The organism is Streptomyces sp. NPDC055632, assembly GCF_053618675.1.
Genome location: NZ_JBSHHY010000014.1, coordinates 87,840 through 103,065 on the forward strand (window position 1 = coordinate 87,840; position 15,226 = coordinate 103,065).

At 73.4% G+C, this 15,226-nt stretch carries 16 protein-coding genes; 10 read left to right on the forward strand and 6 right to left on the reverse strand.

Going from position 1 to position 15,226, the window contains the following annotated elements; translation table 11 throughout:
• Positions 1-8 precede the first annotated feature (8 nt).
• Positions 9-974 (forward strand): helix-turn-helix transcriptional regulator, encoded by a 966-nt coding sequence (locus ACWGSR_RS19565; RefSeq protein ID WP_453567755.1) that lies wholly within the window; start codon positions 9-11, stop codon positions 972-974.
• A gap of 113 nt (positions 975-1,087) precedes the next feature.
• On the opposite strand, the gene ACWGSR_RS19570 is transcribed toward ACWGSR_RS19565, so the two are convergent.
• A complete protein-coding gene (locus tag ACWGSR_RS19570; RefSeq protein ID WP_453567757.1) occupies positions 1,088-2,026 on the reverse strand; it encodes an SDR family oxidoreductase in 939 nt (312 codons plus the stop codon).
• A gap of 110 nt (positions 2,027-2,136) precedes the next feature.
• On the opposite strand from ACWGSR_RS19570, the gene ACWGSR_RS19575 reads away from it, so the two are divergent.
• On the forward strand, positions 2,137-2,658 hold the full coding sequence (locus ACWGSR_RS19575; RefSeq protein WP_376246281.1) for a DUF4240 domain-containing protein: 522 nt from the start codon (positions 2,137-2,139) through the stop codon (positions 2,656-2,658).
• A 79-nt stretch (positions 2,659-2,737) separates the two neighbouring features.
• Here ACWGSR_RS19575 and ACWGSR_RS19580 read toward each other — a convergent pair whose 3' ends face one another.
• Entirely contained in the window at positions 2,738-3,532 is a 795-nt protein-coding gene (locus ACWGSR_RS19580; protein ID WP_453567760.1) for an SDR family NAD(P)-dependent oxidoreductase, read from the reverse strand.
• A 167-nt stretch (positions 3,533-3,699) separates the two neighbouring features.
• On the opposite strand from ACWGSR_RS19580, the gene ACWGSR_RS19585 reads away from it, so the two are divergent.
• Positions 3,700-4,347, forward strand: a complete 648-nt coding sequence (locus ACWGSR_RS19585; RefSeq protein WP_376246269.1) for a TetR family transcriptional regulator — start codon at positions 3,700-3,702, stop codon at positions 4,345-4,347.
• A gap of 123 nt (positions 4,348-4,470) precedes the next feature.
• Here the strand turns inward: ACWGSR_RS19585 and ACWGSR_RS19590 are convergent, their stop codons facing one another.
• Entirely contained in the window at positions 4,471-4,986 is a 516-nt protein-coding gene (locus tag ACWGSR_RS19590) for an N-acetyltransferase family protein (protein WP_453567762.1), read from the reverse strand.
• A 47-nt stretch (positions 4,987-5,033) separates the two neighbouring features.
• Between ACWGSR_RS19590 and ACWGSR_RS19595 the strand changes: the two genes are divergently transcribed.
• Entirely contained in the window at positions 5,034-5,945 is a 912-nt protein-coding gene (locus ACWGSR_RS19595) for a TIGR01777 family oxidoreductase (RefSeq protein ID WP_376246263.1), read from the forward strand.
• Between the two features lie 241 nt (positions 5,946-6,186).
• Positions 6,187-7,539: an FAD-dependent oxidoreductase gene (locus ACWGSR_RS19600; protein WP_453567864.1), complete on the forward strand. Its 1,353-nt coding sequence runs from the start codon at positions 6,187-6,189 to the stop codon at positions 7,537-7,539.
• Between the two features lie 156 nt (positions 7,540-7,695).
• On the opposite strand, the gene ACWGSR_RS19605 is transcribed toward ACWGSR_RS19600, so the two are convergent.
• On the reverse strand, positions 7,696-9,165 hold the full coding sequence (locus ACWGSR_RS19605) for a regulator (protein WP_453567765.1): 1,470 nt from the start codon (positions 9,163-9,165) through the stop codon (positions 7,696-7,698).
• A gap of 296 nt (positions 9,166-9,461) precedes the next feature.
• On the opposite strand from ACWGSR_RS19605, the gene lipB reads away from it, so the two are divergent.
• The 4 genes from lipB to ACWGSR_RS19625 all read left to right on the forward strand — a co-directional run bounded on the left by lipB (position 9,462) and on the right by ACWGSR_RS19625 (position 12,555).
• Positions 9,462-10,259 (forward strand): lipoyl(octanoyl) transferase LipB, encoded by a 798-nt coding sequence (gene lipB, locus ACWGSR_RS19610; RefSeq protein WP_376246257.1) that lies wholly within the window; start codon positions 9,462-9,464, stop codon positions 10,257-10,259.
• A 131-nt stretch (positions 10,260-10,390) separates the two neighbouring features.
• Positions 10,391-11,347, forward strand: a complete 957-nt coding sequence (lipA, locus tag ACWGSR_RS19615; RefSeq protein WP_376246254.1) for a lipoyl synthase — start codon at positions 10,391-10,393, stop codon at positions 11,345-11,347.
• Between the two features lie 277 nt (positions 11,348-11,624).
• Complete coding sequence (locus ACWGSR_RS19620) at positions 11,625-11,840, forward strand: SCO2195 family GlnR-regulated protein (protein ID WP_062756304.1); 216 nt, start codon at positions 11,625-11,627, stop codon at positions 11,838-11,840.
• 10 nt (positions 11,841-11,850) lie between these two features.
• On the forward strand, positions 11,851-12,555 hold the full coding sequence (locus tag ACWGSR_RS19625) for a DUF4191 domain-containing protein (protein WP_376246250.1): 705 nt from the start codon (positions 11,851-11,853) through the stop codon (positions 12,553-12,555).
• A 71-nt stretch (positions 12,556-12,626) separates the two neighbouring features.
• Here the strand turns inward: ACWGSR_RS19625 and ACWGSR_RS19630 are convergent, their stop codons facing one another.
• Positions 12,627-13,094, reverse strand: a complete 468-nt coding sequence (locus ACWGSR_RS19630) for an RDD family protein (protein ID WP_376235804.1) — start codon at positions 13,092-13,094, stop codon at positions 12,627-12,629.
• A gap of 257 nt (positions 13,095-13,351) precedes the next feature.
• On the opposite strand from ACWGSR_RS19630, the gene glnA reads away from it, so the two are divergent.
• Complete coding sequence (gene glnA, locus ACWGSR_RS19635; RefSeq protein ID WP_366375409.1) at positions 13,352-14,776, forward strand: type I glutamate--ammonia ligase; 1,425 nt, start codon at positions 13,352-13,354, stop codon at positions 14,774-14,776.
• A 73-nt stretch (positions 14,777-14,849) separates the two neighbouring features.
• On the opposite strand, the gene ACWGSR_RS19640 is transcribed toward glnA, so the two are convergent.
• Positions 14,850-15,125, reverse strand: a complete 276-nt coding sequence (locus tag ACWGSR_RS19640) for a hypothetical protein (RefSeq protein ID WP_376235807.1) — start codon at positions 15,123-15,125, stop codon at positions 14,850-14,852.
• Positions 15,126-15,226: the final 101 nt, after the last annotated feature.

Here is a 15,226-nt window from a genome sequence, read left to right on the forward strand (position 1 = left end):
ATGGAGTCATGCGCGCCGCCCGCCTCATCAAGTTGGTCCTGCTGCTCCAGTCCCGCCCGTCGATGACGGCGGCCGAACTCGCCGCCGAACTGGAGGTGTCGGAGCGGACGGTCGCCCGGGACGCCCTCGCCCTCTCGGAGGCGGGGGTGCCGGTGTACGCGGACCGGGGCAGGGCCGGCGGGTACCGGCTCGTCGACGGCTACCGCACGCGGCTCACCGGGCTCGCCCGGGGCGAGGCGGAGGCGCTGTTCCTGTCCGGACTGCCGGGCGCGCTGCGGGACATGGGCCTGGAGGACGCGGCCTCGGCGGCCCGGCTGAAGGTGTCGGCGGCGCTGCTCCCCTCGCTGCGGGACGCGCCCCGCACGGCGGCCCAGCGCTTCCACCTGGACGCGCCCGGCTGGTACCAGGAGCCGGTGACCCCGGAACTGCTGCCCGCGCTCGCGGAGGCGGTCTGGGACGACCGGTGCGCCCGGGTGCGCTACCGGCGCGGGGACGGCACGGAGGTGGAGCGGGAGCTGCGGCCGTACGGGCTCGTCCTGAAGGCGGGCGTCTGGTACGCGTGCGCGTGGACGGACGGTTCGTTCCGTACGTACCGGGTGGACCGGTTCACGGCGGTGGCGGTGGGCGGGGAGCGCTTCGAGCGGGACCCGGACTTCGACCTGCCCGCGTTCTGGTCCGTCCGCTCCCTGGAGTTCACCCGTTCCCTGCTCCGGTCCGAGGCCGTGCTGCTCCTCACGGAGGAGGGGGCGCGGCGGCTGCCGTACGTGACGGACCGGGCGGCGGCCGAGGAGGCGCTCGCGGCGGCCACGGCGGAGGCCGACGGCCGCCTCCGGGCGACCCTGCGCGTGGAGAGCGAGGAGGTCGCCTTCGCGCAGCTCCTGGGCCTGGGCCCGGAGGCCGAGGTGACGGCCCCGGCCGCGCTCCGGGAGCGGTTCGCGGAGGCGGCGCGGGGCCTGGGGCGGCTGTACGGGTGAGGCCCATCGGCGCCTGGGAAGGCCGTACGGACAGGGCCCGCCGGTGCCTGGGGAGGCCGTAGAGATAGGACCCACCGGTACCTGGGGGCTGTACCGACAGAACCCGGCGGGTTCTATCGGTAGTCGTCCACCGACGCGTTCTCGTCCGTCTCCTTGGCGACGATGAAGCCCCACGCGTCCGGCCGCGAGCCGTCCGCGTCCGTGAAGCCGTACTCCTTCGCGAGCTGTCCGCTGGAGAGGGAGCGGCCGTTCCAGCGGGCCCGGTCGGGGTCGGCGGCGAGGGCCGCGACCGCGCGGCCGACGTAGACCGGGGACTCGGCGACGGCGAAGTCGGGAAGCTTCTCGGCGGCGTCGCGCCAGTTCTCCTCGGTCACGCCGAAGTGGTCCAGCATCTGCTCCGAGCGGAGCCAGCCGGGGGTGAGCGCGACGGCCGTGCCGCCGGACGGCTCCAGTTCGCGGGCGAGGCCGAAGGCCATCCGGATCGGGGCGTTCTTGGCGAGGTCGTAGTAGACGTTCTCGCGGTAGCGGGTGGCGTTGTACTCCTGGGTGCCGTCGGTGACCTCGACGAGGAGGCCGCCGGGGTTCCGGGTGAGCAGCGGAGCGGCGGCCGCGCTGGTGATCAGGTGGCTCTTCACGCCCAGCTCCAGCATGCGCAGGCCGTCGGCGAGGTCCACCTCCCAGATCTTCTTCCCGAAGCCGGCGACGACCAGGTGTTCGCCGCCCCAGATGTCGTTGACGAGGACGTCGAGGCGGCCCCGCTCGCGGTCGATCCGGTCGATCAGGGCGCGCACCTGTTCGGGCTCCAGGTGGTCGGTGGGGACGGCGACGCCCTCGCCGCCGGCGGCCGTCACCAGTTCGGCGGTCTCCTCGATGGTCTCGGTGGTCCGGCCGACCTCGCTGACCTTCTCGCGGGTGGTGCGCCCGGTGACGTAGACGGTGGCTCCGGCGGTGCCGAGCTGGACGGCGATGGCCCGTCCGGCACCCCGGGTGGCCCCGGCGACCAGGCAGATCCGTCCGCGCAGGGGCTTGCTGTCGGTTGTCTCGGTGCTCATGGACCTCACCCTGGCAGGAAAGCCGGACATCTTCTGTCCGGATTCCGTCCGAATTCATTTCCGGCTTTCCGGGTGCGTCGTCCCCGCCGGGGCAGGATGCTGGTCCCGTGATGGACGAGACCGAGTTCTGGAAGATCATCGACGCCGCCCGGGAGGACGCCGAGGGCGACGCCGAGGAGCAGGCGGACCTGCTGGTGGAGAGGCTGACCCGGCTGGACCCCGACTCGGTGCTCGACTACGCGCGCCACTTCGAGGCCCGCTACAACCGCGCGTACCTCTGGGACCTGTGGGGCGCGGCGGCCGTGCTGTTCGACGGGGCGGGCGAGGAGGTCTTCGACTCCTTCCGCTGCTGGCTGATCGGCCAGGGCCGGGAGGTGTACGAGGGGGCCGTGCACGACCCGGACGCGCTCGCGGAGCTGCTCGACGACTTCGACGTGGAGATCGACGGGGACGGCGAGGAGATCGGTTTCGCGGCGGACGAGGCGTACGAGGCGCTGACCGGCGCCGAGACGCCGGACCTGGGCATTCCGATGCCGGGGGGCGAGCCGCTCGGGACCCCGCTCGACCTGGCGGACGACGAGGACCTGGCGGTCCGCTTCCCCCGGCTGTGGGAGCGCTTCGGCACGGGGTGACCGGGGCGGGCCGGATCCGGCCGGGGCCGGCTCCGGGGCCGGCTCCGGACATGGCTTACGGGACCGGCTCCGGGCGGGCTCAGAAGTGGGTGCCGCCGTCGACGCGGACCTCGGTGCCGGTGATGAACCCGCCGTCCTCGCTCGCCAGCATCGCGACGACGCCCGCGACGGTCTCGGGACCGGCGAAGCCCTGTCCGAGCGCGGGGGCGAGCTTCACGAAGAGCGCCATGTCGGCGTCGGCGGGGAGGCCGGGGCCGACGGAACGGCGGCTGGCGCCGGTGCCGTCGGTCATGCCGGAGGAGATGGAGCCCGGCTGGACGGCGGTGAAGCGGATGCCCCGCCCGGCGTACTCGGCGGCGAGCGCGTGGGTCATGGACTGGATGCCGCCCTTGCTGGCCGCGTAGGCGGACATGTACGGGTGGGCGAACGCCGCCGAGGTGGAGGAGAAGTTCACGACGGCCGGGCCGTCGCCCTCCAGGAGGGCCGGGATCGCCTCGCGTATCACCAGGAAGGTGCCGGTGAGGTTGGTCCGGATCACCTGCTCGAAGGCGTCGAGGGTGGTCTCGTGGGTGTGCGAGGAGCGCAGGATCCCGGCGGCGTTGACCAGGACGTCCAGGCCGCCGAGCGCCTCGACGGCGGCGGCGACGCCAGCCCGTACGGAGGCCTCGTCGGCGACGTCCAGGAGGACGGTGGTGAGGCGGACGGCGGCGTCGCCGGCCTTGTCGGCGGTGTCCTTGAGGCCGTCCTCGCTGATGTCGGCGGCGACGACCCGGCCGCCCTCGGCGAGCACGCGCAGGACGGTGGCCTGGCCGATGCCGGAGCCGCCGCCGGTGACGAGCGCGCGGCGTCCTTCGTAACGGGTGAGGTGGTTCATGGGGGGCGGCCTCTCGATGACGGTCTTCACGGGCTTTAGGGGCTTTAGAAGCTTTGGGGGCTTCACGAGCCTCACGGGTGGAGCACTGTCACGGTACGCCCATGTGGCACGTTTTGCCATCTCTGCACGACGCGCACGCTTGGCAGTCACGGGCGTACGCTGGGTGGGTGAGCGACAAGACGCCCTCCCGGGCCCCCTCCCTGACGGAGCGCCGCAAGGCCGCCACGCAGCTCGACATCGCCCGCGCGGCCGTCGAGCTGTTCACCGAGCGCGGCCCGGACGACACCACGGCCGAGGACGTCGCCCTGCGGGCCGGGGTCGCGCTGCGCACCTTCTACCGCTACTTCCGCTCCAAGCAGGACGCCGTCGCCCCGCTCCTCGCGGGCGGCGCCGACCGCTGGCGCGCCGACCTGGCCGCCACCGCGCCGGGCACGCCCCTGGCCGAAGCCCTGGAGCGGTCCGTCACCGCGTCGCTGACCCCGGCGGACGCGGAGGCCGAGGAGGAGCTGCGCAGGACCCGGGGCCTGCTGCGCGCGGCCGCCGGGGACCCCGCCCTGCGGGCCGTCTGGTACCGGGTCAACCAGGAGTCCGAGGAACGGCTGCGCGAGGTCCTCGCCGGGCTCGCGGGGCCGGGCGCCGACCCGCTGGAGGTACGGCTCGTGGCGGCGGCGGCCACGGACGCGATCCGGATCGCCCTGGAGGGCTGGGCGGAGCCGGAGGGCGAGCCGCCGGTGCGCGGCGAGGGCTCCCCGGCGGCCCTGGCGGTCCACTGCCTGCGCGAGCTGACGGGCGGGATCGGGATGTCGAGGAGGTGACGGGCCTTCTCGGAGGCGCGGGGCCCTCCCGGAAGGGCAGGGCGCTACCAGAAGGGGCGGCGCTCTCCCGGAAGAGCAGGGCTCCACCAGAAGGGCGGGATCCTCTCGGAGGGCCGGGCCCTCTCAGCCCACCAGCGACCGCCCCATGCACACGTCGTCCACGTACCGCCCGTCGATCAGGAACTCCCCCGGCAGGACGCCCTCCACCGCGAAGCCCTCGGAGGCGTAGAGCGCGCGGGCCGGGGCGTTGTGGCCGAGGACCCGCAGGGTGAGGCGGGTGGCGCCCCGCTCCCGCGCCCGGTCCATGGCGGCCCGCAGCAGCCCCCGGGCGACGCCCTCGCCCCGGGCGGACTCGGCGACCACCAGGCCCTGGATCTGGAGCACGTGCGCGTGGGAAGCGAGCGGGATGGGCTGCGCGACCCGGACGTAGCCGACGAGCGCGCCCCCGCGCACCGCCACCAGGTAGTCCTCGGGGAGGTGCCGCTCGTCGAAGAAGGGGCCGTACGGCGGGACCGGCGCGGGCACCACCGCGTGGAGCGTGGACCAGGTGACCCGGTCCAGGACGCCGAGCCCGGCGTCGTCGCCGTGGACGGCGACGCGTATCAGCGTCTCGGGCGCGTTCGTCTCCGGCTCGGTCATGACCGTCACTGTGCCATGTCCCGGCCGGAAGGGGGCAGGATGGCCCCATGCAGCGTTCCGCCTCCCGCAAGCGCGTCGCCGTCACCGGCGCCTCCGGTCTCATCGGCTCGGCCCTGGTCCGCTCCCTGCGCGCCGACGGCCACGACGTCCTCCGTCTCGTCCGCCGCGCGGCCCGTACCGCCGACGAGGTCGAGTGGGATCCCGCGCGGCTGTACGTGGACGCCGCCGGGCTCGTCGGCGTGGACGCCGTCGTGCACCTGGCGGGCGCCGGGGTCGGCGAGCGCCGCTGGACCGAGGCGTACAAGAAGGAGATCCGGGACAGCCGGGTGCTCGGCACGACGGCGATCGCGCAGGCGCTCGCCTCGCTCGCGGAGCCGCCGGAGGTGCTGGTGTGCGGCACGGCGCTCGGCTGGTACGGGGACACCGGCAGCCGCGCGGTCGACGAGGGCGCCCCGGCGGGGACGGGCTTCCTGCCCTCGGTCTGCGTGGAGTGGGAGGCCGCGGCGGCCCCCGCCGAGGAGGCCGGCATCCGGGTCGCCTATGCCCGCACCGGCCTGGTGGTGGCCCGTGAGGGCGGGGCGTGGGGGCGGCTCTTCCCGGTCTTCCGCGCGGGGCTCGGCGGGCGGATGGGCGACGGCCGCCAGTACTGGTCCTTCATCTCCCTGCACGACGAGGTGGCCGCCCTGCGCCACCTGGTCGACACGGCCTCCCTGTCGGGGCCGGTGAACCTGACCGCTCCCGACCCGGTCACCAACCGCGAGGTGACGGCGGCGATGGGCCGGGTGCTGGGCCGGCCGGCCCTCTTCACGGTCCCGGCGCCGGCCCTGCGGATCGTGCTCGGGGACTTCGCGCAGGACGTGCTGGGCAGTCAGCGGGTGCTGCCGGGGCGCCTGTTGGAGAGCGGCTTCGACTTCGCGTTCCCGACGATCGACGACGCGATCCGGGCCGCCGCCCGCTGACGCGCCCCTCCCCGGGCCCCCCGGGCCCTCCCACCGGCCCCCTCCGTGCTCCCCCGTGCCGCGCGCACCCCGGTGCGCGCTCCTGGCACCCGTGGGAGCGCTGCCTAGGCTCGACGCGGACCGTGAACTCCGGCATTCCGGAGGCCCGTTGGGGGCATAGGCCTCCCACCGGCCGCGCCGACCTGGGGAGGGGCACGTGCTCAGCAGCGCAGACAACACCGTCAGCAGCACGGAAAACACCATCAGCACAGTCACCACGGAGGACACCGGCGGGAGCGTCGACGTCGTGGTCGTGGGGGCCGGGGCGGCGGGTCTCGCGGCCGCCCACCGGCTGACCCGCGCCGGACTCTCCGTCGCCGTCCTGGAGGCGGAGCCGTGGATCGGGGGCCGGATGGCGACCGCGTCCGTCGACGGCTTCCTGCTCGACCGGGTGGGCGGACCGCTCACCCTGTCGCACGAGGAGCTGCGGACCCTGCCGGGGCTCGGCGGCCTCGCGCTGCGCCCCTTCGCCCCGGGGGTCCTCGTGCACAGCGACGGCCGGTACGCGCGGTGGGGCGCCCCGCACCCGCGCCGGACGGCCGGAGCGCCCCGGGCGACGGGCGGCCGGAGCGTGGGGGGAGCGTTCAGCGTGGCGCGCGCCCTCGCGAGCGCCCCCCGGCATCCGGCGGCCTCGCTCGACCAGGCGCGGCTCGGCGCGTCCCTCGTGCGGCTCGCCGCGACCCCGACGCAGCGGATCCTCGCCCGGCCCGAGCGGACCGCGCGCGAGGCCCTGAACGCGCGGCTGCCCGCCCGGACCGTCCAGGGGGTGCTGCGGCCGCTGCTCGCGGCGCTCCTGGCCGACCCGGACCTCGGCACGTCGAGCCGGCGGGCGGACCTGGCGCTGCGCGGCTTCGCCCGGGGGCGGCTCGCGGTGCCGGAGGGCGGTGCGGCGGCGCTCCCGGAGCTGCTCGCAGCCGGGCTGCCGCCGGGCACGGTCCGTACCGGCGTACGGGTCACGGAGGCGTCCGTCTCCCGGGTCACGACGGCGGAGCACGGGGTGTTCCGCTGCCGCTCGGTGGTCCTGGCCACGGGGGCGCGCACGGCGGCGGCGCTCCTTCCGGGGCTGCGGACGCCCGCGTTCCACCCCGTCACGGTCCTGCACCACACGGCCCCGGTCGCGCCCGCCGGCGACCCGGTGCTGCTCCTGGAGTCGGACCCGGGCGGGCCGGTGGCCCACACGGCCGTGATGAGCGCGGTCGACCCGGGCCGCGTCCCGGCGGGCCGGACCCTGATCACCTCGACGGTGCTCGGGACGCCGCCGGACGACACGGAGCGGCGGGTCCGCAAGCACCTCGCCACGCTGTACGGCACGTCGACCGACGAGTGGGAGCTGCTGGCGCTCCGGCACACCCCGGACGCGGTCCCGGCGATGCCGCCCCCGCACGACGGGCACCGCTCGGTCCGGCTGCTCGCGGGCCTCTACGTCTGCGGCGACCACCGCGCCACGAGCACCTCCCGGGGCGCCCTCACCTCGGGCCACCGCGCGGCCGACGCCCTCCTGACGGACCTGGGCGTACGCCTCCCGGCGGAGCCCCTGGCGACGGAGGCCGCCTAAGGCCTGTCGGGCGGACGGCTGACGACTGACAGCGGACGGCTGACAGCTGACGGCTGACGGCTGACGGCTGACGGCTGACGGCTGACGGCTGACGGCTGACGGCTGACGGCGGATCGGAGCCGAGTACGCGCCCCGATCCGCCCGACGGGCCCCGGATCAGCCGATCGCCGCCACCCGGTCGCGGTAGGTGCGGGCCGGGGCCGCGTCGCGGTAGGGCTCCAGGCGGCGTTCGAAGTCGCGCACGTACTCGGCGGCGCGGGCCGAGCGCATCTCGGAGGCCTCCCTGGCGGCCTCGGCGCCGAGCGCGCAGGCCTGCTCCAGTTCGCCGAGGGCGAGCCGGGAGGTGGCGAGGACGACCCGGCAGAAGAGGCGGCTGCGGGCGAAGCCGGGGGCGCGGAGCTGGAGGGAGCGCTCGGCATGCTGGGCGGCGGTCCGGTACTGCTGGAGGTCGCGGTGGCAGTGCCCGAGCTCGTCGGCGAGCTGCGCCTCGTCGAAGGTCCGGGCCCAGTACGGCACCTCGTCGCCGGGCCGGGCCGCCTCCAGGGCCCGTTCGGCCCGCACGAGGGAGGCGCTGCACACCCGTGCCTCCCCCAGGACGGCGTGGCCGCGCGCCTCGACCGCGTGCAGCATCGCCTGGACGACGGGCGGCGCGGCGGGCCCGACGCCCTGCTGGGCGACCCGGGCGAGCTGCACGGCCTCCCGTCCGTGGCCGAGGTAGACGGCCTGGCAGCTCATGGTGAGGAGCACGTACGAGCCGTACGCCCGGTCCCCGGCGGCCTGCGCGAGGCGCAGCGCCTGGACGAAGTAGCGCTGGGCGAGGCCGTGGGCGGCGATGTCGTACGAGGTCCAGCCCGCGAGCCGGGTGAGGTCGGCGACGGCGGCGAAGAGGCGGCGGCCGGTGGACTCGCCGTACGTGCCGCGCAGCATCGGCTCGGCCTCGTGCTCCAGGTAGCGGACGAGGGCCTGGCGGGCGTGGCCGCCGCCGTAGGCGTGGTCGAGGGTGCGGAAGAGCTCGGCGACCGAGCGGAGGGCGGCGATGTCGCCGCTGGAGACCCGCTGTCCGGGCCCCCGGTCCGTGCCGCGCTGGCGGGGCACGGAGAAGCGGCCCTGGGCCGGGACCCGGGGGTCGTGCGGGGGCGTTCCGGCGGAGGCGCGGGAGGGGACGGGTTCGCCGCGCGCCACCCGTTCGTCGGCGCGGCCGATCAGCCAGTCCCGGCTGGGGACGACCAGGCCCGCCGGGGTGAAGGCGATCTTGCGGAGTTCGGCGTGGCTGCCGGAGTCCTTGCGCCACAGGCCGCTGACGATGTCGACGGCCTCCTCGGGGGTGGCGGCGAACTCCAGGCCCGCGTAGACGGGCGCGCAGGCGTCGAGGCCGAGGTCCTGGGCGGAGAGCCGGCGGCCCAGGCGGCGGGTGAAGACCTCGGCGATGAGGGCGGGGGTGGTGCCGCGCGGCTGCTGGCCGCGGAGCCAGCGGGTCACGGAGGTCTTGTCGTACCGCAGGTCGAGGCCGTGTTCCAGGCCCAGCTGGTCCACCCGTCTGGCGAGGCCCGCGTGGGAGAACCCTGCTTCGGCGATGAGCGCGGCGAGCCGGCTGTTCGGGATGCGCTGCGGGGGTCGTTCCGTCATGAGCTGTGCGGTCTCCTGTTTTCCGGGCCCGGGCGGCACCCCTTCGGACCCTCCTGGAACGGCGTGAATTTAGCGGCCCCCACGGTCCGTACCGCCACCTTCGCCCCACATTCATCCGATCGTGTGAGGATTGGCGGCATCGCTGACGTGGGCGCCCGCGTCCGCACCCGTCCGCCCGCCGGAGGGGCGGCCCCGGCGCCGCCGTACAGTGGCATGGGCGCGAATGACGCATGGTGCCGAGCCGGCCCGGGATGATCCCCGGTCCCCGGAATCCCGGCGCAGGAGGAGGCAAGGCCGTGAGTGAGCTGCGATTCGTCCGTCTCGGCTTCGGCGACGAGGCCGTCGACTACCAGGTGGCCTGGGACAAGCAGCGCGAGGTGCACGCCGCGCGGTTCGCCGACGAGATCGAGGACACCTGTCTGCTCCTGGAGCACCCGCCGGTCTACACGGCCGGCCGGCGCACGGCGGAGAGCGAGCGCCCCCTGGACGGGACGCCGGTGGTGGACGTGGACCGCGGCGGGAAGATCACCTGGCACGGGCCCGGCCAGCTGGTCGGCTATCCGATCATGAAGCTGCCCCGCCCGGTGGACGTCGTCGCGCACGTGCGCCGTCTGGAGGAGGCCCTGATCCGCACGGCCGCCGAATTCGGCCTGGAGACGACGCGGATCGAGGGCCGCAGCGGGGTGTGGATCCTCGGGGACCCGGTCGAGCACCGGCCGTCGCTCGGCGGGCTCTCCCTCGACTTCGACCCGCGCCTGACCGACGAGGAGTTCGACCCGCGCCTGAACGGGCCGGAGTACGCGCCCTCCAACGCCGGCCAGCGCCGCGAGGACCGGAAGCTGGCGGCGATCGGCATCCGGGTCGCCAAGGGCGTCACGATGCACGGCTTCTCGCTCAACGTGAACCCGGACAACGCCTGGTTCGACCGGATCATCCCGTGCGGCATCCGCGACGCGGGCGTCACCTCGTTCGCCAACGAGCTGGGCCGGGACGTCACGGTCCGGGAGGTGCTCCCGGTCGTGGAGAAGCACCTGCGGGAGGTCCTGGAGCACGCGGAGCTCAAGCCGCGGGCCGTGGAGCCCGCGTCCGCCTGACCCCGGGCCGCCGCGTCCACACGGCCCCAGGAATGCGGGGCGATGGCCAGAGGTTGGCCGGACGTAGGCAGGCATGGAAGCCACGGGCGTACCCTGGTGTACGCCGAAGAATCGAAGCTACAGGAGCCGATGTGTCCGCAGTCGCACCCGACGGACGCAAGATGCTGCGCCTGGAGGTCCGGAACGCCCAGACCCCCATCGAGCGCAAGCCCGAGTGGATCAAGACACGGGCGAAGATGGGGCCCGAGTACACGAAGATGCAGGGCCTCGTGAAGAGCGAGGGCCTGCACACGGTCTGCCAGGAGGCGGGCTGTCCCAACATCTTCGAGTGCTGGGAGGACCGCGAGGCGACCTTCCTCATCGGCGGCGACCAGTGCACCCGGCGCTGCGACTTCTGCCAGATCGACACGGGCAAGCCCGAGGCCCTCGACCGCGACGAGCCGCGCCGCGTGGGCGAGTCGGTCGTCACGATGGACCTGAACTACGCCACGATCACCGGCGTCGCGCGCGACGACCTGGAGGACGGCGGCGCCTGGCTGTACGCCGAGACCGTGCGCCAGATCCACCAGCAGACGGCGGGCCGCGAGGCCGGCCGTACGAAGGTCGAGCTGCTCGCCCCCGACTTCAACGCGGTGCCGGAGCTCCTGGAGCAGGTCTTCGACTCCCGCCCCGAGGTCTTCGCGCACAACGTGGAGACGGTGCCGCGCATCTTCAAGCGCATCCGCCCCGGCTTCCGGTACGAGCGCTCCCTGGACGTCATCACGCGGGCGCGTGACTACGGTCTGGTCACGAAGTCGAACCTGATCCTCGGCATGGGCGAGACCCGCGAGGAGATCAGCGAGGCGCTCCAGCAGCTGCACGACGCGGGCTGCGAGCTCATCACGATCACGCAGTACCTGCGCCCCTCGGTCCGCCACCACCCGGTGGAGCGCTGGGTGAAGCCGCAGGAGTTCGTGGAGCTGAAGGAGGAGGCCGACGAGATCGGCTTCTCCGGCGTGATGTCGGGCCCGCTGGTCCGTTCGTCGTACCGCGCGGGGCGTCTGTACCAGCAGGCGAGGGAGAAGCGGGCGGCCACGCAGAGCGCGTGAGCCGGTGCGCCGATCCCCGTGTGAATCCGAGCACAAGTAGTTACCGGCCGGTAGTGGCCGGATCCGGTGCGGTCCGCACGACCCCGCAGCTCAGCGGGGCCGTACGGGCCGCACCGACGTTTCCGCACTGGGCCGACCGGCCGCACCGACGTTTCATCAGTGTTTGACCGTCGGGTCACGTCCTGGTAACACCGATCTGTGAGCCTGGTTTCACCCACCGCCACCGCCCGCTCACACCCCCGCCTCGTCTCACCCGCCATCGAGGGAGGACCCCGCCATGCCGGCCGCATCGACGCATGTCCGCGTCACCGCGATCCCGTCCGTCACCGACGCACTGAGGGCCGTGGAGTCGCTGCTCCTGGGCTCGGGCCAGCGCACCGCCCGGCGCAACGCCTGGAACTCCGTCCTGGAGGACCGGCGCCGCGCCAAGGACCGGGTCGAGGCCCAGCGCGTGATGGAGGTCGCGTCGGGCCGCGCTTCCCGGGCCACGTAAACTTCAGGACATGGCGAGGAAGGCAAACACGAGCAGCGCTGACGCTGCCAACCCCGGGCGACTGAAGCAGATCGCCCTCACGTACAAGATGACCCGGAAGGCCGACCCGAAGGTCGGTCTCGTCGTCGCGGGCGTGGGCATCGGCGTACTCGGTGTCCTCCTCGCGATCGGCTTCCTCATCGGTCATCCGGTCTACCTGGGCATCCTGGGCTTCGTCCTGGGCCTCCTGGCGGCGGCCGTCGTCTTCGGACGGCGCGCCGAGACAGCGGCCTTCGGGCAGATGGAGGGCCAGCCGGGCGCGGCGGCGGCGGTGCTGCAGAACGTCGGGCGCGGCTGGACGACGACCCCCGCGGTCGCGATGAACCGCAACCAGGACGTCGTGCACCGCGCGGTCGGCCGGGCGGGCATCGTCCTGGTCGCCGAGGGCAACCCGAACCGGGTCAAGGCGCTCCTCGCGGCCGAGAAGAGGCGCATGAACCGCGTCGTGGTGGACGTGCCCGTGCACGACATCATCGTCGGCGACGGCGAGGGCCAGGTGCCGCTGAAGAAGGTCCGCACGACCATGCTGAAGCTGCCCCGGGTGCTCTCCGGACCGCAGGTGACCGCCGCCAACGACCGGCTGCGGGCGATGGGCGACCTGATGAGCAACATGCCGCTGCCGAAGGGTCCGATGCCGAAGGGCATGCGGATGCCGCGCGGCGGAAAGATGCGCTGACGCGCCCGACCGAACACGTGAGAGGGGCTCCGGACCGTGCGGTCCGGAGCCCCTCTCGCGTACCCGGGGCGTCAGATGCGGACCTGGACGGCGCCGGAGAGGCGGTCGTGGAGGCCGCGGCCGTCGCGGTCCCAGATCAGGGCCGGGATCGCCAGGCAGACGAGGACGGAGCGGAGCACCACGCGGAGGAGGCCGAGACGGCCGCCGCGCACGGAGACCACCCGCAGGCCGAAGAGCCGCTTGCCCGGCGTGGAGCCGACGGTGCCGACCGTCAGGACGCTCAGGACGAGCAGGATGACGAGGGCCCAGTTGCCGGTGGCCTGGTTGTAGCCGTCGGTGACCAGGCCGTATGCGATCAGCATGCAGAGGGCCCAGTCGACGGCGAGGGCGCCGAGGCGCCGCCCGGGGCGGGCGATCGAGCCGGGTCCCTCCTCGGGCAGCCCGAGCTGCTGACCTCGGTAGCCGAAGTCGACGCCTGCGTCCTCGGCCGCCGCGCGGGGGCCGGAGAGCCAAGATCCGATTGCTTGCCTGTTGTCCACCCGACCACGGTACTGTGCCCGTTTTCGATCTCTTCGGCCCGGGTAGCGGGTGGAGGTCCGAGGACCCCCTGGCGGCGGGAACGGACCCACGCCCGGAGCACGACCGGCACCCACCCCGGTTAACTTCGACGAAACAATTGGGTCATGCTTGAGAAATCCCGTCTGCCTATGGTCGGGTCCAGCGTGTGCCACCGCACTGGCCGCACGACCGAGCTGCAAACCCCGCCCCTCCCCGGGCCGGGAGTAGGAGGAGTGGGATGTCCCAGACGAACGGGTTCCAGAACGCCGAAGAGGCCCAGAAGTTCATCAAGGACAACGACGTCAAGATGGTCGACGTCCGGTTCTGCGACCTTCCGGGTGTGATGCAGCACTTCACGATCCCCGCCTCGGCCTTCGACCCGTCGGAGGAGCTCGCCTTCGACGGCTCGTCGATCCGCGGCTTCCAGGCGATCCACGAGTCCGACATGGCGCTGCGCGCGGACCTGTCGACGGCCCGTGTGGACCCCTTCCGCCGTGACAAGACGCTGAACATCAACTTCTTCATCCATGACCCGATCACGGGCGAGCAGTACAGCCGCGACCCCCGGAACATCGCGAAGAAGGCCGAGGCCTACCTCGCCTCCACCGGCATCGCCGACACCGCCTTCTTCGGCCCCGAGGCCGAGTTCTACGTCTTCGACTCGGTGCGCTTCGAGACCTCGGCGAACCAGGGCTTCTACCACATCGACTCCGAGGCCGGCGCCTGGAACACCGGTGCGGTGGAGAACAACCGCGGCTACAAGGTCCGCTACAAGGGCGGCTACTTCCCGGCCCCGCCGGTCGACCACTTCGCCGACCTGCGCTCCGAGATCTCCCTGGAGCTGGAGAACGTCGGCCTCCAGGTCGAGCGCCAGCACCACGAGGTCGGCACCGCCGGCCAGGCCGAGATCAACTACAAGTTCAACACGCTGCTCGCCGCGGCCGACGACCTGATGCTCTTCAAGTACATCGTGAAGAACGTCGCCTGGCGCAACGGCAAGACCGCGACCTTCATGCCGAAGCCGATCTTCGGCGACAACGGCTCGGGCATGCACGTCCACCAGTCGCTGTGGGCCAACGGCGACCCGCTGTTCTACGACGAGACGGGCTACGCGGGCCTCTCGGACACCGCCCGCTACTACATCGGCGGCATCCTCAAGCACGCCCCGTCGCTGCTCGCCTTCACCAACCCGACGGTGAACTCCTACCACCGCCTGGTCCCGGGCTTCGAGGCCCCGGTCAACATGGTGTACTCGCAGCGCAACCGCTCCGCCGCCATGCGCATCCCGATCACGGGCGCGAACCCGAAGGCCAAGCGCGTCGAGTTCCGCGCGCCGGACCCGTCCTCGAACCCGTACCTCGCCTTCTCGGCGCTGCTCCTCGCGGGCCTCGACGGCATCAAGAACAAGATCGAGCCGCTGGAGCCGATCGACAAGGACCTGTACGAGCTGGCTCCGGAGGAGCACGCCAACGTCCCGCAGGTCCCGACCAACCTGGAGGCCGTCCTCTCCGCCCTGGAGGAGGACAACGAGTACCTCCAGGCCGGCGGCGTCTTCACCTCGGACCTGATCGAGACCTGGATCGACTACAAGCGCACGAACGAGATCGCGCCGATCCAGCTGCGCCCGCACCCGCACGAGTTCGAGCTGTACTTCGACCTCTAAGCCGGAGCTTCAGCAGTGAAGGCCGCCGCCCGGAAGGTTCCGGGCGGCGGCCTTCGGCGTGCTCGCGGCCCCGTCAGCGCCCGTAGCGGATCAGGGCGCGGACCATGCGGCAGGTGGTGTCCGAGGGCGGGTGGACGCCGAGCTGCTCGGCCGTGGTGCGTATGGTCGCGTTCGTGGCCTTCGACGGGACGTAGACGCCGGCGTCGAGGAGGGCGATCGCGAGGCGCATGGCCTTCAGGCGCCGGTTGTGCGTGACGTACCACTCGCGGGGCCGGCCCGCGGGGAGCGGCTGCTTCTGGAGCGGCTTCCAGGGTTCGAGGGACGGCGTCCGGATCACGGCGAGAGCCATGGGCTACCTCCTGGCGAACGGCGGGGTGCGGGCCCTCCTCGGGACCCTCACCTTCACCCATTATTTTACCGGCCCCCACTGACAATCGTCCCTGGCCAGGA